The organism is Mycobacterium sp. NTMscope_MAC_269, from assembly GCF_976985695.1.
Genome location: NZ_OZ335668.1, coordinates 3,539,293 through 3,561,518 on the forward strand (window position 1 = coordinate 3,539,293; position 22,226 = coordinate 3,561,518).

General features: G+C 66.4%; 25 protein-coding genes. 13 read left to right on the forward strand and 12 right to left on the reverse strand.

All coding sequences use genetic code 11. From position 1 onward, the window contains the following. Window positions 1–13 precede the first annotated feature (13 nt). A complete protein-coding gene (locus ACZ50Z_RS16485) occupies window positions 14–1,189 on the forward strand; it encodes an acyl-CoA dehydrogenase family protein (protein ID WP_464484513.1) in 1,176 nt (391 codons plus the stop codon). A 26-nt stretch (window positions 1,190–1,215) separates the two neighbouring features. Here ACZ50Z_RS16485 and ACZ50Z_RS16490 read toward each other — a convergent pair whose 3' ends face one another. Genes ACZ50Z_RS16490 through ACZ50Z_RS16500 form a run of 3 tightly spaced genes read right to left on the reverse strand, consistent with a single transcriptional unit; the run spans window position 1,216 to window position 3,872 of the window. Beyond that, window positions 1,216–2,172, reverse strand: a complete 957-nt coding sequence (locus ACZ50Z_RS16490; protein ID WP_464484514.1) for an LLM class F420-dependent oxidoreductase — start codon at window positions 2,170–2,172, stop codon at window positions 1,216–1,218. A 21-nt stretch (window positions 2,173–2,193) separates the two neighbouring features. Next, window positions 2,194–2,937: a hypothetical protein gene (locus ACZ50Z_RS16495; protein ID WP_464484515.1), complete on the reverse strand. Its 744-nt coding sequence runs from the start codon at window positions 2,935–2,937 to the stop codon at window positions 2,194–2,196. An 11-nt stretch (window positions 2,938–2,948) separates the two neighbouring features. Then, window positions 2,949–3,872, reverse strand: a complete 924-nt coding sequence (locus tag ACZ50Z_RS16500; protein ID WP_464484516.1) for an NAD-dependent epimerase/dehydratase family protein — start codon at window positions 3,870–3,872, stop codon at window positions 2,949–2,951. 175 nt (window positions 3,873–4,047) lie between these two features. Here ACZ50Z_RS16500 and ACZ50Z_RS16505 point away from each other — a divergent pair, with 175 nt between their 5' ends. The 7 genes from ACZ50Z_RS16505 (at window position 4,048) to ACZ50Z_RS16535 (ending at window position 10,240) form a co-directional block, all read left to right on the forward strand. Then, complete coding sequence (locus ACZ50Z_RS16505) at window positions 4,048–4,371, forward strand: hypothetical protein (protein ID WP_464484517.1); 324 nt, start codon at window positions 4,048–4,050, stop codon at window positions 4,369–4,371. Window positions 4,372–4,484: 113 nt separating this feature from the next. Continuing rightward, on the forward strand, window positions 4,485–6,143 hold the full coding sequence (locus tag ACZ50Z_RS16510; protein WP_464484518.1) for a thiolase C-terminal domain-containing protein: 1,659 nt from the start codon (window positions 4,485–4,487) through the stop codon (window positions 6,141–6,143). A 41-nt stretch (window positions 6,144–6,184) separates the two neighbouring features. Further along, window positions 6,185–7,099, forward strand: coding sequence for an alpha/beta fold hydrolase (locus tag ACZ50Z_RS16515; protein ID WP_464486274.1), 915 nt, complete (start codon window positions 6,185–6,187; stop codon window positions 7,097–7,099). Next, window positions 7,099–7,914 carry an NAD(P)-dependent oxidoreductase gene (locus ACZ50Z_RS16520; RefSeq protein ID WP_464484519.1) on the forward strand — a complete coding sequence of 272 codons (816 nt, stop codon included), beginning with the start codon at window positions 7,099–7,101 and terminating at the stop codon, window positions 7,912–7,914. The genes ACZ50Z_RS16515 and ACZ50Z_RS16520 overlap by 1 nt, the downstream gene beginning before the upstream one ends. Beyond that, complete coding sequence (locus tag ACZ50Z_RS16525; protein WP_464484520.1) at window positions 7,911–8,711, forward strand: NAD(P)-dependent oxidoreductase; 801 nt, start codon at window positions 7,911–7,913, stop codon at window positions 8,709–8,711. Before ACZ50Z_RS16520 ends, ACZ50Z_RS16525 begins: the two co-directional genes overlap by 4 nt. Before the next feature lie 112 nt (window positions 8,712–8,823). Beyond that, window positions 8,824–10,029 (forward strand): cytochrome P450, encoded by a 1,206-nt coding sequence (locus tag ACZ50Z_RS16530; protein ID WP_464484521.1) that lies wholly within the window; start codon window positions 8,824–8,826, stop codon window positions 10,027–10,029. Window positions 10,030–10,039: 10 nt separating this feature from the next. Beyond that, window positions 10,040–10,240 (forward strand): ferredoxin, encoded by a 201-nt coding sequence (locus tag ACZ50Z_RS16535; protein ID WP_007777398.1) that lies wholly within the window; start codon window positions 10,040–10,042, stop codon window positions 10,238–10,240. 3 nt (window positions 10,241–10,243) lie between these two features. Here ACZ50Z_RS16535 and ACZ50Z_RS16540 read toward each other — a convergent pair whose 3' ends face one another. From ACZ50Z_RS16540 to ACZ50Z_RS16580, 9 genes are all read right to left on the reverse strand, one after another. After that, window positions 10,244–10,528, reverse strand: a complete 285-nt coding sequence (locus ACZ50Z_RS16540) for a DUF1330 domain-containing protein (protein ID WP_067358497.1) — start codon at window positions 10,526–10,528, stop codon at window positions 10,244–10,246. Window positions 10,529–10,558: 30 nt separating this feature from the next. After that, a complete protein-coding gene (locus ACZ50Z_RS16545; protein ID WP_008253680.1) occupies window positions 10,559–10,747 on the reverse strand; it encodes a ferredoxin in 189 nt (62 codons plus the stop codon). After that, window positions 10,744–12,018: a cytochrome P450 gene (locus ACZ50Z_RS16550; RefSeq protein ID WP_464484522.1), complete on the reverse strand. Its 1,275-nt coding sequence runs from the start codon at window positions 12,016–12,018 to the stop codon at window positions 10,744–10,746. The genes ACZ50Z_RS16545 and ACZ50Z_RS16550 overlap by 4 nt, the downstream gene beginning before the upstream one ends. A gap of 139 nt (window positions 12,019–12,157) precedes the next feature. Continuing rightward, a complete protein-coding gene (locus ACZ50Z_RS16555; protein WP_464484523.1) occupies window positions 12,158–12,676 on the reverse strand; it encodes a hypothetical protein in 519 nt (172 codons plus the stop codon). Next, the gene (locus ACZ50Z_RS16560; RefSeq protein ID WP_464484524.1) at window positions 12,673–13,287 is read right to left on the reverse strand and encodes a TetR/AcrR family transcriptional regulator; all 615 of its coding nucleotides are present in this window, start codon (window positions 13,285–13,287) and stop codon (window positions 12,673–12,675) included. The genes ACZ50Z_RS16555 and ACZ50Z_RS16560 overlap by 4 nt, the downstream gene beginning before the upstream one ends. A 121-nt stretch (window positions 13,288–13,408) precedes the next feature. Further along, complete coding sequence (locus ACZ50Z_RS16565; RefSeq protein ID WP_464484525.1) at window positions 13,409–14,563, reverse strand: thiolase family protein; 1,155 nt, start codon at window positions 14,561–14,563, stop codon at window positions 13,409–13,411. 4 nt (window positions 14,564–14,567) lie between these two features. After that, window positions 14,568–15,410 carry an enoyl-CoA hydratase/isomerase family protein gene (locus ACZ50Z_RS16570; RefSeq protein ID WP_464484526.1) on the reverse strand — a complete coding sequence of 281 codons (843 nt, stop codon included), beginning with the start codon at window positions 15,408–15,410 and terminating at the stop codon, window positions 14,568–14,570. Window positions 15,411–15,469: 59 nt separating this feature from the next. Continuing rightward, complete coding sequence (locus ACZ50Z_RS16575; protein WP_464486275.1) at window positions 15,470–16,636, reverse strand: acyl-CoA dehydrogenase family protein; 1,167 nt, start codon at window positions 16,634–16,636, stop codon at window positions 15,470–15,472. Window positions 16,637–16,732: 96 nt separating this feature from the next. After that, window positions 16,733–18,031, reverse strand: coding sequence for an amidohydrolase family protein (locus tag ACZ50Z_RS16580; protein ID WP_464484527.1), 1,299 nt, complete (start codon window positions 18,029–18,031; stop codon window positions 16,733–16,735). A 398-nt stretch (window positions 18,032–18,429) separates the two neighbouring features. Between ACZ50Z_RS16580 and ACZ50Z_RS16585 the strand changes: the two genes are divergently transcribed. From ACZ50Z_RS16585 to ACZ50Z_RS16605, 5 genes are read left to right on the forward strand one after another with little or no spacing between them, the layout of a single operon-like run. After that, on the forward strand, window positions 18,430–18,963 hold the full coding sequence (locus tag ACZ50Z_RS16585; protein ID WP_464484528.1) for a carboxymuconolactone decarboxylase family protein: 534 nt from the start codon (window positions 18,430–18,432) through the stop codon (window positions 18,961–18,963). Window positions 18,964–18,977: 14 nt separating this feature from the next. After that, complete coding sequence (locus ACZ50Z_RS16590) at window positions 18,978–20,255, forward strand: aromatic ring-hydroxylating oxygenase subunit alpha (RefSeq protein WP_464484529.1); 1,278 nt, start codon at window positions 18,978–18,980, stop codon at window positions 20,253–20,255. Beyond that, window positions 20,239–20,562 (forward strand): hypothetical protein, encoded by a 324-nt coding sequence (locus ACZ50Z_RS16595; protein WP_464484530.1) that lies wholly within the window; start codon window positions 20,239–20,241, stop codon window positions 20,560–20,562. Before ACZ50Z_RS16590 ends, ACZ50Z_RS16595 begins: the two co-directional genes overlap by 17 nt. Window positions 20,563–20,565: 3 nt before the next feature. Further along, the gene (locus ACZ50Z_RS16600; protein WP_464484531.1) at window positions 20,566–21,789 is read left to right on the forward strand and encodes a metal-dependent hydrolase family protein; all 1,224 of its coding nucleotides are present in this window, start codon (window positions 20,566–20,568) and stop codon (window positions 21,787–21,789) included. Continuing rightward, entirely contained in the window at window positions 21,764–22,216 is a 453-nt protein-coding gene (locus ACZ50Z_RS16605) for a nuclear transport factor 2 family protein (RefSeq protein ID WP_464484532.1), read from the forward strand. Before ACZ50Z_RS16600 ends, ACZ50Z_RS16605 begins: the two co-directional genes overlap by 26 nt. The last annotated feature ends 10 nt before the right edge of the window (window positions 22,217–22,226 follow it).

The following is a 22,226-nucleotide window of genomic DNA, read 5'->3' on the forward strand; positions in this document are numbered from 1 at the left end:
ATTTTTAGCGACGATGCAGCTCACCTTTGACACCGAGGTAGAAGCCTTCCGCGCGGAGTTCGTCGCCTTTCTCGACGAACATCTGCCGCCGGAGGCGCAGGCCGCGGAGCGCCCCTCATCGACGTCGCACGTGCCCGAATGGTCGCGGCGCTGGCAGCGGCTCCAGTTCGACCACGGATGGCTGCTGCCCGGCAACCCGCCGGAATTCGGTGGCCGCAGCGCAAACATCCTGCAGCAGTTCGTGCACCGCGAAGAACTCTCGCGGCGCCGGATCTATCACTGCTTCAATCCCCAGGGCGTCGGCATCATCGCCGCGTCGCTGCTGTCGTTCGGGACCGAGGAGCAAAAGCAGCGCTGGGCCGTCCCGATTCTGCGGGCCGACAAGACCGCGTCACTGGGAATGAGCGAGCCCGGAGCCGGCTCCGACCTGGCCGGGCTGCGGACAAAGGCCGAGTTGGTGGGCGATGTCTTCGTGGTCAACGGGCAGAAGGTGTGGACCTCCGGGGCCCATGACGCCGACGTCATCCTGACATTCGTTCGTACCGACCCAGATGCGCCGCGGCACAAGGGGATCAGCGCGCTGCTCATTCCGACCGATACCCCTGGGGTGGAGCGCCGCCCCTTCGCCTCGGTCTATGACCGCGACGAACTCGACTTCAACGAGGTGTTCTTCAACGACGTCCGGGTACCCGCGGACAACCTGGTCGGCCCGCTCAACGGCGGATGGCGAGTCGCCAACGGGTCGCTCGGCCACGAGCGCACCCTGATGTGGATGGCGTTCGCCAACCGGTTCGAGCAACTGCTCGAGGACTACCAGCCGACCGACGAGGTGAACGCGGACCACTACGCCACCATCGTGATGGACTACTACGCGCTGCGGCTGCTCGGTTCGGCGGCGCTGGGGAGCGCGGCCCGCGGCGACGTCGACGTCGCGGCTCTGTCGGTGCTGAAGGTCTTCGGGTCGGAGGCCGAACAGAGCGCGCTGCGGCACGCGCTGGACGCGGCCGGCCTCGACGGGTTGCGCGCCAAGGCGCTGACGGCCCCGTACAACCCTTACGCCCCCGACCTTTTCACCGCCAGCTGGTTTGCCCGCTACATCAGCAGCTACGCGGGCACCATCGCCGGCGGCACCTCGGAGATTCAGCGCAACATCATCGCCCAGCGGGTCCTCGGCCTGCCGACACGCTAGTCACGAAGCGGGACCCTGTGACGAGGTCACAACTCGGGACCCAGCGAGGACAGGAACTCCTGGGTTCGGCGCCGTGATTTCGCCCGTTCGTCAACATCCTTGCCCAGGGGGACAATTCGCGCCGCCAGATCGGTCACGCCGGCGTCACGGTAGCGGCGCAGCCGCGCCAGGACGGCCGACTCATCGCCGGCCGCCATGGTGTCGCCGACGTCCTCGGCGTCGCCGTGTTCGAGCAGCCGCACATAGTTCGGCGAGAAATCCGCGTGCCCGAGCACCTCGCTGGCATAGGCGCGAGCATCGCCGATGTCGTTGGCCGAACACAGGGCGACGGGGACCCCGGCGACGATTCGTGGCGCGGACCGCTGCGCCCTGGTCGCCGCCGCGCTGATGCGCGGAACGACGTGGTCACCGATCGCTCGCTCGTCGGCCATCCACAGAATGGTGCCGGCGGCCCGCTCGCCCGCGAGTCGCAGCATCGCCGGTCCCAGCGCCGACAGCAAGACGGGCACGCCGTAGGCGTCCGTGACGTCCACCGGCGAATGGACGCAATAGCTTTCGTTGTCGATATCGACGGCGCCGGGCCCGGCGAACGACGCGGCGAGCACGTCGAGGTAGTCGCCCATCAGGCGCGCCGGGCGGTCATAGGGCAGTCCCAGTTGGCCGCTGACGATCCAATGGTGTGACGGGCCGATGCCGAGCGTGAACCGCCCACCGCACGCGATCTGAGTGGTCAAGGCTTGTTGCGCCATGATCATCGGGTGGCGCGTCTGGATCGGCACGACCGCCGTCCCGATCTCGATGCGGTCGGTTGCCTGCCCGATCAGTGTTACGGCGGTCATCGCGTCGAGGTACCCGGGGACCTGGGGGATCCAGAACGCGGTGAAGCCGGCGGCTTCGGCGCCGGCGCCGTCGTCGATCAGCCCGGCCAGCCGGTCGGCACGCGAGCGCTCCTTGTCGGAGCCAACCATCAAGCCGATGCGCATGCGGCCCTCGTCTTTCCTTGCCTATGGGACATATCGGTCCCACTCGTAGGGCACCACCGCGAAAAACGGTGCGGCGAACAGGGGTTCGACGCCGTCGCCGGCCCAGCGGTCAGTCAGCGCCGGCCGCATCCGTTCCGCGGTGGCGATCGGGTCGTCGTCCAGGAAGCAGTACGTGATCGACTGATTGCCCTGGGCGCTGGCCAGTTTGGCGTCGACCTGGCGCGAAAGCGCGGACCAGACGCCGGTGACGCCGTCGATGTGGAGCAGCGGGTTCGTCGATGCCGATCCCCGTTCGACCAACAGGTACACGCCCCGCGCGGGCAGCCAGGGCAGGACGTCAGATCCGGCCTTGATCCGGGTCGCCGCCGCCTTGCGCTGGACGTCGTACACGCCGCGCTCCACCGGGGGCAGCAGGGGCAGCTTGCGGCCGGCGTTGCCGAGGGCGGTGGACAGTTCGTTGAAATCGTGCAGGCCGGCGGTGTCGGCGAAGAAGTAGGTCATCACGTGGTCGACAGCGTTCAGCGGCCCGTCGCTAAACGCACGCGCCGAGCGGCAGGCCGGCGTCGACACCAGGCGCAACGAGGCGCGCACCGCGGCCAGACGGTGTTGTTCCGGGCGGTGGTCCAGGGTGTGCCAGCGTAGGTATTCGGCGTCCTTGCCTTCTGGGTGGCGGGTCGCCATGGACACGAACAGGGTGGTGATCCCGCCGTCGCCGGTGGCCAGGACCTCGGTGACCTCGTCCGAGGGTGTGCCGGGAAGATGCATCGCGTTCGTCCTCACGGTCGTGCCGAATCGCGCTGGGGCAGCGCTATTTCGGGGTGACGGGCCGCAATCATGCGGCGGAAGCCCTCACGCCACGGTATCTTCGTGCGGCCGAGCACCTCGTGCATGTGGGTGACGTCCGGCCACAGCGGCGTGTGCGCGTCGGGTGTGTATTCGAAGATGGGCTCGACGCCGATCAGCTCACCCATGAAGTTGCAGTAGTCCTCGACACTGACCGTTTCGCTTCCGGCCCAGTTCACCACGACCGGGGGTGTCGCGGCCACTTCCATGGCGCGGACACCGAGCTCCACGTAGTCGTCTTCATAGATGGGGTTGTAGTTGTTGGGCCGGTCGGGATGCAGTCGAATGGCCTTGCCCGCCAGCATCGCATCGAGGCGGTCGGCGGGCGCACCGCCCTGCGGCCCGTAGGTCGAACAGATCCGGATGATGGTCAGCGGAATGCGAAAATGCCTGGCGATCCACGTGCAAACCGCCTCTGCCGCAACCTTGGAGAAGCTGTAGTTGGCGCGCAGCGGTACCCCCGGCGGGTCGGCCTCGCTCAAGGGGCGGTGCCCCTGGTACGCGTAAATCGAGCCGGTCGAGCACAATACAAAGCCCTTGGCGGCCCCGCAGTGGTAGAGCAATTCGCCCGACATCTGCGCATTGGTTTCGACGCAGTGGCCCCAGTCATCCGCGCCGGGCTCCACCGCCGCGTGAAAGACGTAGGTGAAATCGTCAGGGAGACCGGAGAAGTCGCCGGCACCGACGTCCAGCGCGACCGGTTTGATGCCGGCCTCAACAAGTTTTTCCCGGGCAGTGGCGTCTTTCAGGCGCGCGGCGCCCCACACCTCGTTTCCCGCGGCGGCCAAAGCGCGCGCGATGGGAAACCCGATCTTGCCCGTCGCCCCGGTGATCAGGACCTTCTCCGCTTCGAGCAATCAGCCCTCCGAATGTTAAGTACTTGATACCGCGCTTGGAGCATAACTGTCGACCGAACGGAAAAGCCACGAGAGTGCGGTGTCTTTCGCGGATGAACTTCTCCTGGTCGTGGCGGTATCGACGGAATAAGCTAGAACCCGCCAACGTCGGAAAGGCCCCACTAGGAGGCCCACCATGCAGTGGTTTGTTCGTCGTTCGACCGCCGTCGTTGCGGTCGCCTTCGCGGCAATGGCGGTCGGGGTGATCGCAACCCCGGCGATCGGCTCGGCGGAGTGCGATCGCAACATGTCGTGGAATCGGACTACCGAAGAGTGCAAACCGCCGCCGCCACTGCCCGACTGGTACACCGCTGCGCCGGAATACGCGCCGTCGTTTACGGCGCAGGATGTGCCGCCGCCACCTCCGCCACGGCCATCGTGGTCACCGAACGAACCGATGTGGAGCGTCGGCTTTCAGCAATGGGGTACCTATTTCACCGGGACCTGGGTGCCGTACTGACGGTGCTCGCACCTCAGGTGCGGTCTAGGTCATGCCTGCTCGCAGGTGATAACGTGATTCTCCGATTCGTATAACGGCCCTACCGGGCCGGCCGCGCGACTCCCGGAGGTGACGTGTCACCCGCACGCCCACTGCCCCTGATCACCGAGGACAACGAGTTCTTCTGGACCTCGGGCGCCGACGGAAAGCTACGCCTGCAGGAATGCAAGGGCTGCGAATCGCTGATCCATCCGCCCGCACCGGTGTGCCGATACTGCCGCTCGTTGGATGTGGGCGTCCGTGCGGTCTCCGGCAAGGCGACCCTCGCCGGATTCACCATCAACGAGCGCTTCAGCCTGCCCGGACTGGCGGCCCCGTATGTGATCGCGCAGGTGGCGATCGCCGAAGATCCGCGGGTGCGCTTGACCACCAACATCGTGGACTGCGAGCCAGAGCATCTCGAACTCGGCCAACAGGTCGAGGTGGTATTCGAACACGTCGAGGACGTGTGGTTTCCGCTGTTTCGGCCCGTGGCCGACGCTGAGCCGGCTCCCCTGCCGGTCGACGAGATCGCGCCTGAGCGCTTCGGTGAACACGTCCGCCCCATGCTCACCACGGACAAGTTCGAAGACAAGGTCGCGCTCACCGGGATCGGCATGTCGCCGATCGGACGCCGTCTGATGCAGAATCCGCTGGCGCTGACGGTGCGGGCCTGCGAGGCGGCCGTCGCCGACGCCGGACTGACGCTCGCCGACATCGACGGCCTGTCGACCTACCCCGGCGCGATCAACGTCGCCGGATTCGGGGAGGGTGGCGTCACCGCCCTCGAGGCCGCGCTGGGCATCCGGCCGACATGGCACAACGGCGCCATGGAGACCTTCGGCCCGGGCGGCTCGGTGATCGCCGCGATGCTCGCCGTCGCGGGCGGGTTGGCCCGTCACGTGCTGTGCTTCCGGACGCTGTGGGAAGCCACTCACGGCGAGCTGATGAAGCAGGGCAAGATCGCCCCGCCCGGTGCTTCAGCGGGCCGGATGTCGGGCTGGCAGATGCCATTCGGCGCGACCTCCGCGGCGCACACCCTGGCGATGAACGCGCAGCGGCACTTTCACCGCTATGGCACCACCAAAGAGACGCTGGGCTGGATCGCGCTCAACCAGCGAGCCAACGCCGAGCTCAACCCCACCGCGATCTACCGGTCTCCGATGACGATGGAGGACTACCTCGGCGCGCGGCCGATCACCACGCCCTTCGGCCTCTACGACTGCGATGTGCCCTGTGACGGCGCGATCGCCGTCATCGTCTCCGCCGTCGACGCCGCCCGCGACCTGGCCAAGCCGCCCGTGCTGGTGGAGGCAGTGGGAACCCAGATCATCGAGCGAATCGATTGGGATCAAAGCACTCTCACGCACGAGCCGCAGGTACTGGGCCAGGCGGCGCACATGTGGACGCGAACCTCGCTGCGACCAGCCGACGTGGACGTGGCCGAGCTGTACGACGGGTTCACCATGAACTGCCTGTCTTGGATCGAGGCGCTCGGATTCTGCGGGATCGGTGAGGCCAAGGAATTCCTGGACGGCGGCAAGAACATTGCCCGCGATGGCCAGCTTCCGCTCAACACGCACGGCGGTCAGCTGTCGCACGGCCGCACCCACGGCATGGGCCTGCTGCACGAAGCCGTCACCCAGCTGCGCGGGGAGGGCGGTGACCGCCAGGTCGCCGACGCCCGCGTCGGTGTGGTCAGCAGCGGTGGCCTCACTCCCAGCGGCGCGATCCTGCTGCGGTCCGGCACGTGAGCACTCCGCGCCCCAGGCTCGTCATCGTCGGCGGGGTACCGATGTCGGCGATCGTCGCCGAGACCCCCGACCCGAAGGCCGTGCTCGTGGCCATCCACGGCGGCGGCACCACCGCCGTGTACTTTGATTGTCCCGGCCACCCGTCGTCCTCACTGTTACGCACCGGCGCCGCAGCGGGATTCACCGTCATCGCACTCGACCGGCCCGGCTATGGCAGTTCGGCCCCCTATCCGGAGGCAATGGCCGAACCCGAGCAGCGAGTCGATCTCGCCTACGGGGCGGTGGATCGCATCCTCGGGCAAAAGCCTCGCGGCGCCGGGCTCTTCCTGATGGGCCATTCGGGCGGCTGCGAACTTGTCATGCGGATGGCCTCGGAGGGAGGGGTCTCGCGCGGCGCGGATCTGCTCGGCATCGAATTGGCCGGGACCGGCCGGCACTATCACCCGGCGGCCCGCGACATCCTGAAGGCGGCGACGCGTGAACGTCGTCCCGCGGGATTGCGTGACCTGTTGTGGCAGCCCGAAAGCCTGTATCCGCCCGAGGTTCTCAACGGGGCGACGGTCTCCCCGACGGCCCCGTCCTACGAGGACCGCATGGTGTCGAACTGGGCACGCCAGGATTTCCCGGCGCTCGCCCCCACCATCCGTGTGCCGGTGCAGTTCAGCATCGCGGAGCACGAAAAGGTGTGGCAGAACGACGCTTCGGCGATGGACGAAATTGCGGAGTTGTTCTCCGCAACACCCCGGTTCACCGTTCATCGACAGCCCGATGCGGGACACAACATCAGTTTGGGCCACACGGCGCCCGCCTACCACGCCAAGGTCCTGGCGTTCGCGGACGAATGCGTGGCTGAGGCAGCCTCACGCCCGGACGGCTCCTCGACTGTGACGCCACAGTCACTTTCGAGCACGAATGTGACTGCAGCGTCACGCTCGGCGGACGAGGAGGCCGGTTGATGCGCGTCGGGTTCATCGGGTTGGGCAGTCAGGGCGGGCCAATGGCGCGACGGATCGCCGAGGGCGGCTACCCCACCACGCTGTGGGCGCGCCGGCCCGCGACCCTCGAAGCGTTCGCCGACACCCCGGCCGAGATCGCCGCTTCGCCGGCCGAACTCGCCGCGGCCAGTGACCTGGTCTGCCTCTGTGTCGTCGGCGACGCCGACATCGACCAACTCACCGGCGGCGAAGGCGGATTGCTGTCGGCGATGGCGCCCGGCGGCATCATCGCGGTGCACAGCACCGTGCATCCCACGACGTGCCGAGAGCTGGCGAAGCGGGCTGGGGCGGTCGGCGTTTCGATCGTCGATGCGCCGGTGAGCGGTGGCGGCGGGGCGGCGGCGGAAGGCCGCTTGCTCGTGATGGCCGGCGGTGACACCGAGGCCGTCGAACGCTGCCGTCCGGTCTTCGAAACCTACGCCGATCCGGTCGTTCATCTCGGCGAGCTGGGGTCGGGGCAAACCACCAAGCTGCTCAACAACTTGCTGTTCACCGCCAACCTCGCCACCGCCGCGGCCGCCCTGTCGCTGGCGGACGCGCTGGGCGTCGCCCCCGAGCGCCTCACCGAGGTCGTCTCGCGCAGCAGCGGAAACAGCTTTGCGCTCAATGCCCTTGGTGGCATCGGCGGGCTGGATCGGCTGGCCGGTGTTGCCGGGGGGCTGTTGCAAAAGGATGTCCGGCTGGTCGTCGACCTTGCCGATCAGGCCGGCGCCGACGGCGGCGCCGTGCTCGCGGCGGCCGACGCCGCGCTGACGCTGATGGAGCACCCCCGTTGAGGGTCGGATTCATCGGCGCGGGGCGGATGGGCCGTCCCATGATGAGTCGCCTGATGGCGGCCGGTCACGATGTGCACGCCCTGGGCCGGACCGCTGAAAAGCGCCGCGAGCTCGAGCAACTGGGCGCGCACGTCGTCGCGGAGGCGACCGACGCCGGCGCACACGCCGACGCGGTGGTGCTCTGCGTGTTCACCGACGAGCAGGTACGCCAGGTGTGCCTGGGCGGGGAATTGCTACCGGCCATGCCGTCGGGTGCAACGCTGGTGGTGCACACCACCGCCAGCCCCAATACGGTCGAAGCCATCGCCGCGCGCGCCGCTCACGTCGACGTCGTCGACGCCGCGGTCAGCGGGGGCCCGCACGACATCGCGGCCGGCCGGCTCACGCTGTTCGTGGGCGGCGCCGAGCCGGCGGTGGACCGGGTGCGGCCGCTGCTGGATTGCTACGGAGATCCGGTCCTACACGTCGGGCCCGTCGGCGCCGGCCAGAAGGTGAAGCTGGTCAACAACGCCCTTTTCGCGGGACAGATCGGGCTGCTCGCGGAGGCCGTCCGCCTGGGCGAGCGATTGGGCGTGCCCGAATCAGCGTTGCTGACCGCGCTGGGCCACGGCAGCGCGGCCAGCCGGGTGCTGGACCTCGTCGCGGGGTGCGGGTCCGTCACGTCGTTCATCGAGGTAACCGGCGACTTCGTCGGCAAGGACGTGGCGGTCGTCCGCGACATCGCCGCGGAACTGGGCAGCGGTCTGGGTGCGCTGGAGGGCGTCATCACGACGATCGACGTCGCGAAGAGTGTTTGAGATGCCAGCGTTTTGGTCTTCCCGGTTCGTCACGAAGGTATTACCGTTAGCGTTACAGTCAGGGACTCCGCTGTAAAGGTTTCAGCCCGACCTCGCCGCGCAGGAGGATGCAGTGACAAAACCGAAGGTCGTCTTCGATCCGTACTCCGAGGACTACTTCAACAATCCGTTCGACATCTATCGGCGGATGCGCGAAGACGCGCCCCTGTATTACGACGAAAAAGAGGACTTCTACGCGCTGACCCGCCACGAAGACGTGTCGGCCGCGTTCAAGGACTTCGAGACGTATTCGTCGGCGCGCGGCTGCGACCTGGCGATGGTGCGCCGGGGTGTAACCGCCGAACAGAAGTCGATCATCTTCATGGATCCGCCGGAGCATCGCCACATGCGCAGCCTGCTCAACAAGGCGTTCACGCCCAGGGCGATTCAGTCGCAGCGCGAGACCATCATCGAGGTGATCGACAAGTACCTGGGCGCGGTCGACTCGGACAACTTCGACGTCGTGCAGGACTTCTCGGGGCCGTTCCCGGTGGAGGTCATCACCCGGATGGCCGGGGTGCCGGAGGAATACCGTCAGCAGGTCCGCCACTGGATCGACACCAGCCTGCATCATGAGCCCGGCCAGATCGAGGTCAGCGAAGCCGGCGTGCAGGCCAACATCGACACGGCGATGTACTACTTCAGCCTGGTCCAGGAGCGGCGCCAGGAACCGCAGGACGACATGATCAGTCGGCTGATCGCGGCGGAGATCCCCGGCGAAGACGGCCAGCTACGTAAGCTCGACGACATCGAGATCTGCGGGTTCGCAACCCTTCTGGGAGGCGCGGGCGCCGAGACCGTCACCAAACTGATGGGCAACGCCGCGGTGATCTTCGCCCGCCACCCCGACCAGTGGCAGAAGCTGCAGGAGGACCGGGACAAGATCCCCGGCGCGGTCGAGGAGCTACTGCGCTACGAGGGGCCGGTGCAGTACAACGTTCGCTACACCCTTAAAGAGGCGCACGTCAGCGGCGGCGTCATTCCGGCGGGCAAACCGGTGTTCCTGTGCGGTGCCGCGGCCAACCGCGACCCGGAGGCCTTCACGGACGCCGACACCTTCGACATCGAGCGCGACCAGACCGAGGCGCAGCACCTCGGCCTCGGGTACGGGATTCACAGCTGCCTCGGCGCCGCGCTGGCGCGCCTGGAAAGCAGGATCGCGCTCGAACGGCTGCTCGACTTCATGCCGCGCTACGAGGTGGACTGGGCCGGATGCAAACGGGTGAACATGCAAAACGTCGCGGGCTGGAAGAACGTGCCCGTCAAGGTGCTTCGTTGAGGGGGCCACGATGACGAAGAAGATCGAAGTCGATTGGGGACTCTGCGAGAGCAACGGTGTCTGCATGGGCATCAACCCGGACATCTTCGAACTCGGCGACGACGACATGTTGACCGTCCACCAGGAAGAAGTCACACCGGAGAACGAGGCGGACGTGCGCGAGGCCGTCCGTCAGTGCCCTCGGCAGGCAATCTCCATCGTCGGAGAGTAGCGATCAGAATCCGGAGAGGATGACCGCGTTGCAATCGGCGGCCGCCTGGCGCAATTTCGCCGCCTTTTGATAGCCCTCGGACTCGTACCACGCGCGCGCGGCGTCCACCGATTCGAATTCCAGCACGACGGTCTGGTCGCCGTGCCAGTCACCTTCGATGACTTTGGGTGCGGTGTCCACCGCGAGAATCGTGGCACCACTCATCGCCGATCCGGCCGCCTGGGCGTACGCCTTCATGCCCTCCGGGTCCTTGATCGCCTCGGTCAGGATGACATAACCTTTTGCCACGCCGAATCTCCTTGCCTGCCTGTGGATTAGTTACTTCTCGCTGATCGCCTGCTCGGGACAGCATTGAATGGCCTCCCGGGCGTCGGCTTCCAGTTCCGTTGGGACATCGGAATCTATCGCTTCGGCGTAGCCATCGTCAGTCAGGCTGAACACGTCGGGACACAGCGTCAGACACATCCCGTGGCCGCGACACCGCTGATCGTCTACCCAGACCTTCATGCCAGCGTGAACTCCAGGTGCAGTTCGGTCAGACCGCGCAGGATGTACGTCGGAACATATTGGAAGCGGCGGTCGTTCGCCGGACCGTGCTTGTCCTCGTTGATCCTGATGTCGGTCGTGCGGTCGAGCAGCCGCTCGAGCGCCACCCGGGTTTCGGCCCGCGCCAGTGGCGCGCCCGGGCAGCTGTGAATTCCGCGGCCGAAGGAGATGTGCTGTCGGGCGTTCTTGCGGGCCGGGTCGAAGCTGGCGGGGTCCTCGAACCGGCGCGGGTCGCGGTTGGCCGCGGCCTGCACGATCATCACGGTGGTGCCGGCGGGCAGGTCGACGCCACCGACATTGACGGGCACCCGGTTCATCCGGAAGTCACCCTTGACCGGGCTCTCGTGGCGCAGCGACTCCTCGATGAAGTTGGGGATCAGGCTGCGGTCCTTGCGCAACTGCGCCTGGACGTCGGGCCGCTCCCCCAGGGTCTGCAGCGCGGCACCGAGCAGCCGCACGGTGGTCTCCTGGCCCGCCGAGAAGACGTTGCTGGCGACGCGGGCCACGTCTTCGACGTCGGGGGTCGAACCGTCGGGATAGGTCGCGGTGGCCAGGCCGGTCAGCACGTCGTCGCGGGGTTCGCGGCGACGGTCGCGGATGTAGTCGGAGAACAGGCCGTAGAGGAATTCCAGCGGGCTGTGGGCCAGCGATTCCTTGCCGGTGCCGCCGACGCCGCCACCCGAGTGTTCGCGGATGCCCTTGACGAATTTGTCGCGGTCTTCCATGGGCACGCCCAGCAGATCGGCGATCACCAGCAGCGTGAAGGGACCGGCGAAGCCCTTGATCCATTCGCCGTGGCCGGGCGCCAGGAACTCGTCGAGCGCCTGGTCGGCGAGCACCCACATCGCGTCCTCGTTCTCCTTGAGGCGCTTGGGGGTGATCAGCCGCATCAGCAGGGAGCGGTGGTTGGTGTGGGTCGGCGGGTCGAGCGTGGGCAGTTGGTCGCTGAAGGGCAGCTCGTCGCGGTGCCGCTCGATCATCTCGGTGATGTCGTCACCTTCGAGCGGCACCGGAAAGCCCGGGAAAGGTCCGGTCACCGAGATGCACGACGACCACGTCTCGGCGTCGTTGAGCACCGCGCACGCCTCGTCCCAGCCGGTGATCATGGTGACGTCGTGATGGCTTTCCCGCGTGACCGGGCACCGCTGGCGCAGCGCCTCGTAGTACGGGTACGGGTCCTCGATGAGCTCGCTGCCGCGGAAGAAGTCCAACTCGGAGAATTCGTTCGTCATCTCCTGCTCCTTGAATCTCGGCTAGTGAGAACGTGCCTCTCGCAGATGAGTATTACATTTCCATAGGGCGGGGTGGTCGTCAACGCGGGGTCCCGCTGCGCACGCGGGAATGGGCGCCTCGCGCCGCCCGCAAACCGGCTCAGCTGGCGGGCACCAGATCGGCGGCGACCGACGGCCACGCCAAAAGCCCGCTCCGGAAGGTCTCGACATGCCCCACGGGCAGGTGCGGCGCGCCCGCGGCGTTCGACGCGGCCGCCAGCGCCTTGGCCTTGAACGTCTGCGCGGCCATGCTCAGCTGGTGTTGCACCAGGCCGACGCTCTCGTCGAGTTCGGACGGCCAGTTCTCGCCCCACAGCGTGACCTCGGTGACGCCGTGATCGAGGGCCTGCAGCACGCCCTGGCGCACCCGCGGATCGCAGCCGAACAGGTCGGCCGCGGCCGCCAGGGCCTGCGGACGGGGTCGTGAATGCACCGCCGTCAGGGCGTCCTCGAGATCGAGCACCTGGGCGCCGACGATCTGCAGGGGCCGGTCATCGGGGTGGTCCGCGACCAACACCGTGACGTCCCATCCCGCCATCGACCGGTCGAAGATCCAGCCGCCGGCGAATCGCACCACGTCGATGACCGTGGCGGCGACGACGTCGAGCCGGTATCTCATGTCGTCGCGGGTTTCTTCGCGGGTGCGAAGTCCCGCGCCAGTGTCTCGGCGTACTGCTTGAACACCGCGGGGAGCGGTATCGAAGGATCGAGCAACCATGTGGTTTCCATTCCGTGGACGAACGCGAGGATCTCTACGGCCTTGGCGACCGCGTCTATGTCCTGCCGATACCGGGCCTCGGCCTGACCACGCCGAATCTGCTCGGCGATGATGTCGACCGCGGCCCGGTGCCTGGCCAGCATGCGGTCGTGCAGTGGGGCGTCGGGCAGGATGCTTTCGACCAGCAAGACGGTGAACGTGCCGACCAGTTCTGGTGCGCGGTTGAAGCGATCGGCGACCTGGGCGATCTGGTCGAAGAGATCGCCGGTCCGGTCGGCGTGTGTGTCGTCGTCGAGGTCGCGCGCGTCGAGCACGGCGTGCAGCAGCTGCTCCTTCGATTCGAAGTGATGCAGCAGGCCGGCCGGGGTCACCCCCGCCTCACCGGCGATCTGGGCGAGCGTCGTGCTGCGCCAACCGTTGCGGGTGAGCAGGCGTTGGGCGACGTCGAGGATCCGTTGCTTGCGGTCCTCGCCCTTGGCGAGAAGCGTGTCGTAGCGCCGTGCGACGGCCAACTGGACTCCCTGAAGCGAATGGCTTCGGCTGGCGGCTCAACCAACCTAGTGAACACACAGTAGGTTAGTTTGCGCGCTGTGACAAGGGTCACCCGGGGGTGGTTTTTCGTGAGGGCCGCCCCTAGCCGACAAGCTCGACCAGCGTCGCGTTGGCGGTTCCGCCGCCCTCGCACATGGTCTGCAGACCGTACCGAATCCCGTTGTCGCGCATGTGATGTGCCATGCGGGTCATCAGCACGGCGCCCGAAGCGCCCAACGGGTGTCCGAGCGCGATGGCGCCGCCCAGCGGATTCGTCCGGGCGGGGTCCGCGCCGGTTTCCGCCAGCCACGCCAGCGGCACTGGCGCGAAGGCCTCGTTGACCTCGAACACGCCCACGTCGGACAGAGCGACGCCAGCTTTGCGCAGCACCTTCTCGGTCGCGGGAATGGGCCCGGTGAGCATGAGCACCGGATCCGCCCCGGTGACCGCGCCCGCCACGTACCGCACGATCGGGGTCAGGCCCAGCTCGACGGCCATCTCGGCGGTGGTCACGAGAAGCGCGGCGGCACCGTCGGAGATCTGCGAGGAGTTGCCGGCATGGATGACGCCGTCCTCGGCGAAGGCCGGCTTGAGCGCGGCCAGCTTCTCCACGCTGCTCCCGCGCCGCACGCCCTCGTCGGCGGCCACGACGTTGTTCTCGGCGCCGTCGATGAACACCGGCACGATCTGGTCGGTGAACGCGCCGCCGTCCTGGGCTGCGGCGGCCCGCTCGTGGGACTCGACGCTGTATTCGTCGACCCGGGTGCGCGAGAAGCCCCACTTTGTGGCGATCATCTCCGCCGACAGCCCCTGGTTGAAGGAGAAATCGTCATAGCGGGCAAGCACTTTCGGGCCATACGGCATGCCGGAGGCGCGCGCCGAACCGAGCGGGACGCGGCTCATGACCTCGACACCGCCGGCCACGACGACATCCTGTTGGCCCGACATCACCGCCTGCACGGCGAAGTCCAGCGCCTGCTGGCTGGAACCGCAGGCGCGGTTGACGGTGGTCCCGGGAATGCTTTCCGGCCAGCCGGCGGCCAACACGGCGTAGCGGCCGATGTTGCTGGACTGGTCGCCCACCTGGGAGACACAGCCCCACACCACGTCGTCGATGATCTCGGGCCCGATGCCCGTGCGTTCCACGAGTTCGTTGAGGACGACCGCGGACAGGTCGGCGGCGTGCATGCCGGAAAGGGCGCCGTTGCGCTTCCCGACCGCGGTCCGCACGGCCTCGACGATGACTGTTTCACGCATATCTCTACTCCGATTGTTTCTCGCCCGAATCCGGCTCCGCGCCGGATTTCGAGAGGGCCCACCGACCAGTAAACGACGGCTCCCGCCGCTGCGCGAAAGCGACATAGGCCGCCGCGGCGTCCGCGGTGGCGAAGTTGACTCCCTGTGCGCGGGCCTCGCCGGCCAGCGCCTCGCGCAAGGTGCGGTCGGCGCCCTCGTTGAGCAACGCCTTGGTGTGGGCGAGCGCGATCGGGGGTCCGGCGGCCAGCCGATCGGCGAGATCCGTGACGAAGGCGTCGATCTCTGCCGCCGACACCACCCAGGTCACCAGGTTCAGCGCGCACGCCTCCGCGGCGTCGATTGTGTCCGCCAGCAAGGCGAGCCGCTTCGCCTGTTGCAGGCCAACTATTTTGGGCAGCAGCCAGGAACCGCCGAGGTCGATCGACAGGCCACGCTTGGAAAAGATCTGACAGAACGTCGATTCCGGGGTCGCGACCACCAAGTCACAACCCAGCGCGAGATTCCATCCCGCCCCGACGGCCACCCCGGTCACCTTGGCGATCGTCGGGATCGAAAGCTCATGCAACGCCAGCGCCACGTCGGTCAGGCGCTGCAGCTTGTACTTCGGATGGATGTCCTCGGGCATCGAGATATCCGCTCCCGAGCAGAAGCTGCCCCCGGAGCCGGTGAGCACGAGTGCGCGCACGCGCGGATCACGACCGGCGGCATCGAGCGCATCGCGCAATGCAACCCACAATTGCGGGTTGATCGCGTTCTTGCGTCGCGGCCGGTTGAGGGTGAGTGTGCGCACCCCGTCGCGGTCGTCCGACAGCAACAGCGGGCCGTCGGCCCCAAAAGCGGAAGTCATCGGTGTCGAGCGCGCGTCACATCACCATGCCGCCGTCGACCGGCGGCAGCCGCCCCGCATCAGTAGCTCCTCGGCAACTTCAACACGTTGGCTCCCAGGAAATTCAAAATCATCTCCTGGCTTACCGGCGCGATCTTCATCAGCCGGGCCTCGCGGAAGTAGCGGGTGATGTGGTACTCCTCGGCGTAACCCATGCCGCCGTGAGTCTGCAACGCCCGATCGGCGGCGGTGAAGCCGGCATCGGCGCACAGGTATTTGGCCGTATTGGCCTCGCGCCCACAGGATTTGCCGTTGTCATACAGCCAGGTCGCCTTGCGCAGCATCAGCTCGGCGGCGTCGAGCCGGGCCAGCGAATCGGCGAGCGGGAACTGCAGGCCCTGGTTCATCCCGATTGGCCGCCCGAAGACCTCGCGCTCGTTGCCGTATTTCACCGCCTTCTCCAGCGCCACCCGGCCGATACCGAGGGCCTCGGCGGCGATCAGCATCCGCTCCGGGTTCAGACCGTCGAGGATGTACTGGAATCCCTTGCCCTCCTCGCCGACTCGGTCCTCGACCGGCACCTCGAGGTTGTCGATGAACAGCTCGTTGGAGCTGACGGCGTTGCGGCCCATCTTGCGGATCGGGCGGATGTCGACCCGGCTACGGTCGAGGTCGGTGAGGAACAGCGTCATCCCGTCGGTCTTCTTGGTGACCTCGTCATAGCTCTGGGTCCGGGTGAGCAACAGGATTTTGGAGGACTCCAACGCTTTGGAGATCCACACCTTGCGACCGTTGACGATGTACTTGTCGCCGTCGCGCTTGGCGAACGTGGTGATGCGCGAAGTATCAAGTCCCGCACCGGGTTCGGTCACCCCGAAGCAGACATGAACCTCGCCGGTCGCGACCGCGGGCAGCGTCCGTGCCTTGAGCTCATCGGAGCCGTGCACCACCACGGGTTGCATGCCGAAGATGGACAGGTGAATCGAGCTGGCGGCGTTCATGGCGCCGCCGGACTTGGCGACCTCCTCGAGCAAGATGGTCGCTTCGGTGATGCCGAGGCCGTGGCCGCCGTATTCGGTGGGGATGGTCATCCCCAACCAGCCGCCTTCGGCGATGGCGCGGTAGAACTCGGTCGGGAATTCGTGCGCCTGGTCTTTTTCCATCCAGTACTGGTCGTCGAACTTGCGCGCCAACTCCGCGACGGACCGTCGGATCAGTTCCTGGTCCTCGGTCAGCTCAAAGTTCATTCCACCCACTGGTGGCACTCCTCGTCCTCAGCGCGAGCAGACGCAGAATCGCACGAATCTCGCCCGAGCAGTGCGATTCTGCGTCTGCTCGCCAGATCAGTCCTTGTTACCCGAAAGGGCTTTGGCGTTGGCCGCGAAATCCGCGAAGGACGAGCCGCCTCGGCCGTCCTTTTCGTGGCCCTGGGCCTTGATGGACACATCGTGCCCCTCGGCGGCTTTGCGCAGCGCGCCGACGGTCGCCTGTTCGCGGGAAATGTGCGTGAACGGGTCGAACGAGTACCAGCGCATCGCGTTCTCGTACGTCATCTTGTTGATCTCGTCGTCGGGAACGCTGTTGATGGACAAGACATCCCAGAGCTCCTCCGGCGCACCCGGCCACATCGAGTCGCTGTGCGGGTAGTCGGCTTCCCAGCAGATGTTGTCGATCCCGATCATGTTGCGCAGCGCCACGCCGACCTTGTCGCTGATGAAGCAGGTCAGGAAGTGGTCGCGGAAAACCTCGCTGGGCAGCTTGCCGTTGAAGTCCTGGTGCGTCCAGGCGGAGTGCATCTCGAAGGTCCGGTCCGCGCGCTCCAGGAAGTAGGGGATCCAGCCCGTCCCACCCTCGGACAGCGCGATCTTCAGGTCCGGGTAGTCCTTGATCGGCTTGGACCACAACAGGTCGGCGGCGGCCTGCACGATGTTCATCGGCTGCAGCGTGATCATCACGTCCATCGGTGCGTCGGGCGCGGTGATCGCCAGGCGCCCCGAAGAACCGATGTGCACGTTCATCACGGTGTCGGTGTCGCACAACGCCTTCCACAGCGGGGCCCAATAGTCGTCGTGGAAACTGGGGTAACCCATCGCGGCCGGGTTCTCGGTAAACGTCAGGGCGTGCACGCCCTTCTTGGCGACCCGTCGCACCTCGGCGGCGCACGCCTCGGCGTCCCAGATGACCGGGATCGCCATCGGGATGAACCGTGCCGGGTAGGCGCCGCACCATTCGTCGATGTGCCAGTCGTTGTAGGCCTGCACCAACGCGATCGAGAAGTCGTTGTCATCGGTGGCGAACAAGCGCCCCGCAAAGCCGGGGAACGACGGGAAGCAGATCGAGGCCAGGATGCCGCCGGCGTTCATGTCCTTGACGCGCTCGTCCACGTTGTAACAACCCGGCCGGATCTCGTCGAGCCCCGTCGGCTCGATGCCGTACTCCTCCTTGGGGCGCCCGGCCACCGCGTTCAGCGCGACATTGGGGATGACGGTGTCGCGGAACTTCCACATGTCCGACCCGTCGGCGTTGTGCACCAGCCGTGGCGCGTCGTCCTGGTACTTCTTCGACAGATGGTTCTTGAACATGTCGGGCGGTTCGACGGTGTGGTCGTCGACGCTGATCAGGATCATGTCTTCTTTGTTCATGGCCGTCCCTTCCGTCGGTCTCACCGAATCGATCACAGCCTCGGCGAAACGCTGTCCCGTGCCAAGATCACTAAAATGAAAACTATCTTCTCGCCAGGCGAGAATCAACATCCATAGCTGGCCCGGCACGCCTGCACCCGCCTGACCAGCGGCCGAAGGAACCGGCGACTTTGCCGCCGCCGAGCGGCGATGCGGTGAGGTAGGACCCGCGGCGACGCAGCGACGCGACGGCGCCGCACCTCTCATCACTACGGCAGCCATCCCGACCACCGCGGAGACCGCGCGGTGACCGCGCTTGTGCTCGGACAACACGCCGGCATTGACCGGGCGCACGTTTCGTGCCAGTCTGTTAGTTGCAAATGAGAATATGATTCTCTTTCACCGAGAGGACACTGCCAATGCGCTTGCGGCCACTCCCCGCCGATCAGTGGGACGAGGCTACCCAGCAGGCTCTCTCGGCCATGCGTGCAGCGGACACCAACAACGCGTTGTCCACGCTGGCGCACCACCCGGCGCTCGCCAAGGCGTTCCTTCGATTCAATGTGCACCTGCTGACGTCGTCGACCCTGCCGCCTCGCATCCGCGAACTGGCCATCCTGCGGGTGGCCCATCGTCGGCAGTGCGCCTACGAGTTGTCCCACCACGTCAGCATGGCCAAGGACGAAGGGATCACCGACGACCAGATCGCGGCAGTGCAACGCGGGGAGGGCCTCGACGCGTTCGACCAAGCCGTGATCACCGCGGTCGACGAACTCGAGGACAACTCGGAAATGTCCGACCGCACGTGGGCGGCGCTGGGCGAGCGCCTCAACGACCAGCAACGCATGGATTTCGTCTTCACGGTCGGCTGCTACGCCCTGCTGGCCATGGCCTTCAACACATTTGGCATCGAGCTCGAACACCCCGCCACAGCCACGAACAACGCCGAGTAAGAGGAGTAAGAACGTTGCCGCACTTCCCCAAGCCAGCCGCCGGCAGCTGGACAGAAAACTATCCCGAACTGGGCACCGAGCCGGTCGACTACACCGACTCGATCGATCCCGCATTCTTCGAAGCCGAGCGTGAGGCGGTCTTCCGGCGCATGTGGCTGAACGTCGGAAGGGTCAACCGGCTCCCCCGCACCGGCAGCTACTTCACCCGAGAACTGCCGTCCGCAGGCAAGGGCACGTCGGTGATCATCGTCAAGACCAAGGACGGCTCGGTCAAGGCATATCACAACGTCTGCCGCCACCGCGGAAACAAGCTGGTGTGGAACGACTTTCCCAACGAGGAGACCTCCGGCACCTGCCGGCAGTTCACCTGCAAGTACCACGCGTGGCGCTACAACCTCGACGGTGACCTGACCTTCATCCAGCAAGAAGAAGAGTTCTTCAATGTCGACAAGGGCGACTACGGCCTCGCGCCCGTCCGCTGCGAAGTGTGGGAAGGCTTCATCTTCATCAACTTCGACGACAACGCGGCGCCACTCACCGACTACCTCGGGCCGCTGGCCAAGAGCATCGAGGGCTACCCCTTCGGCGAGATGACGGAGGCCTACTCCTACCGGGCCGAGGTCGGCAGCAACTGGAAGCTGTTCATCGACGCGTTCGTCGAGTTCTACCACGCGCCGATCCTGCACCAGGGGCAGTACACCAAGGAAGAAGCCGCCAAGATCCAGAAGTTCGGCTACGAGGCGCTGCACTACGAGGTAGCCGGCCCGCACAGCCTGCAGTCGACCTGGGGCGGTCAGGCGCCACCCCCGGACATGTCCATGGTCAAGCCGATGGACCAGGTGTTGCGCAGCGGATTGTTCGGCCCCTGGGACAAGCCCGAGATCATCGAAAAGCTCGAGCTGCCTTCGGGTGTCAACGTGAAGCGGGTGCCGCAGTGGGGCATCGACTCGTGGCTGTTCTACCCGAACTTCATGCTGCTGATCTGGGAACCCGGCTGGTACCTGACCTACCATTACTGGCCGACCGCGGTGGACAAGCACATCTTCGAGTCCACGCTGTATTTCGTCCCGCCGCGCAATGCGCGGGAACGCCTGGCCCAGGAGCTGGCCGCCGTGACGTTCAAGGAGTATGCGTTGCAGGACGCCAACACCTTGGAAGCGACCCAGACCATGATCGGCACCCGGGCCGTCAAGGAGTTCCTGCTGTGTGACCAGGAAGTCCTGATCCGCCATCTGCACCACACGACCAGCAACTACGTGAAGGAGTACCAGCGCAATGGCGCTACCGTCTGAATTCGCCGCCCTCGAGCCCTATTTGGACTGGGATCTGGCCACTGAGCCCGAGCGTTACGCCAAACGGCTGGCCTCGACGATGCCTCAGATGCAGGAGTTCTACGACGCCGCCTTCCCGTTGCTGAACGACGTAATCGCGTACTGCGACAAGTATCCGCTGGACGATCTGCCGGATGACGCAAAGACCCTGATGCACATTATGCAATCGTTGGTCATGGTGTCGTTCCCGATCGAGGCATGGAAGCAGCCGCGCGTCCCCGACAGCGGTGCGGCGTGGGTCGAAGTGCTTCGGGAACCGGTGATCTGACACGTGCTGACGCTCAAGGCCGCCGGGCTTCTCGACGTTGATAGCGGCGAGATCGTTCGGCCCGGCATCGTGCGGATCGAGGGTGACCGGATCGTCGGTATCGGGGGCGACCCCGAAGGCGAAATCATCGATCTCGGCGACCAGATTCTGCTGCCGGGACTGATGGACATGGAGGTCAACCTCCTGATGGGCGGCCGGGGCGAGACGCCCGGGCTGTCGCAGGTGCAGGACGACCCGCCGACGCGGGTGCTGCGTGCGGTCGGGAACGCCCGACGCACGCTGCACGCCGGGTTCACGACCGTGCGCAACCTCGGTCTGTTCGTCAAGACCGGCGGGTACCTGCTGGATGTCGCGCTGGGCAAGGCGATTGACGCGGGCTGGATCGAGGGGCCCCGAATCGTCCCGGCCGGCCACGCCATCACGCCCACCGGCGGGCACCTGGACCCCACGATGTTCGCCGCCTTCATGCCGGGCGCACTCGAGCTCACGGTCGAGGAGGGCATCGCCAATGGAATTGACGAGATCCGCAAGGCGGTGCGATACCAGATCAAGCACGGCGCCGAACTGATCAAGGTGTGTGTCTCCGGCGGCGTGATGTCGTTGACCGGTGAGGCTGGCGCACAACATTATTCGGATGAGGAGCTGCGCGCGATCGTTGACGAGGCGCACCGGCGCGGGCTGCGCGTCGCCGCGCACACCCACGGTGCGGAAGCGGTCAAGCACGCGGTCGCGTGCGGTATCGACTGCATCGAACACGGCTTCCTGATGGACGACGAGGCCATCCAGATGCTGGTCGACAACGACCGGTTCCTGGTGACCACCCGCAGGCTCGCCGAGGCGATGGACGTGTCCCGCGCCCCGAAGGAGTTACAGGACAAGGCCGCCGAGATGTTCCCGAAGGCGAAGACATCGGTCAAAGCCGCCTATGAGGCCGGCGTGAAAATCGCGGTCGGCACCGACGCACCGGCGATACCCCACGGCAAGAACGCCGACGAACTCGTCACGCTGGTGGAGTGGGGTTTGCCGCCTTTGGCGGTGCTGCGCGCGGCCACCACCACCGCGGCCGAGCTCATCAACTCGACCGACCGGGGACGCCTCGCGGCCGACCAGCTCGCCGATATCATCGCCGTGCCCGGAAACCCGTTGGAAGACATCACCGTTACCCGTAACGTCAGCTTCGTGATGAAAGGTGGCAAGGTCTATGTCAACAAAGCCGACCAAAACTGACGACCTCGTCGAGATCCAGCAGCTGCTCGGCCGCTACGCGGTGACCATCACCCAGCAGGACATCGACGGACTCGTCGCCGTCTTCACCCCGGACGGAACCTACAGCGCGTTCGGCGAAACCTACAGCCTGAACCGTTTCCCGGAACTGGTGGCCGCAGCCCCAAAGGGCTTGTTCCTCACCGGGACCGCGGTGGTCGACCTTGACGGTGACGCGGCAACCGGAACCCAACCGCTGTGCTTCATCGACCATTCCAGTCACGACATGCGGATCGGCTACTATCGCGACACCTATGTGCGGACCGCCGACGGGTGGCGCCTGAAGACCCGCGCGATGACCTTCATCCGGCGCAGCGGTGTGCACGATTCCGGGCGCCCGCACGCCATCGGGCGTCCCGCCGGTGACTCGGCGGCGCAGGCAACGACCTAAGGAGCCACGC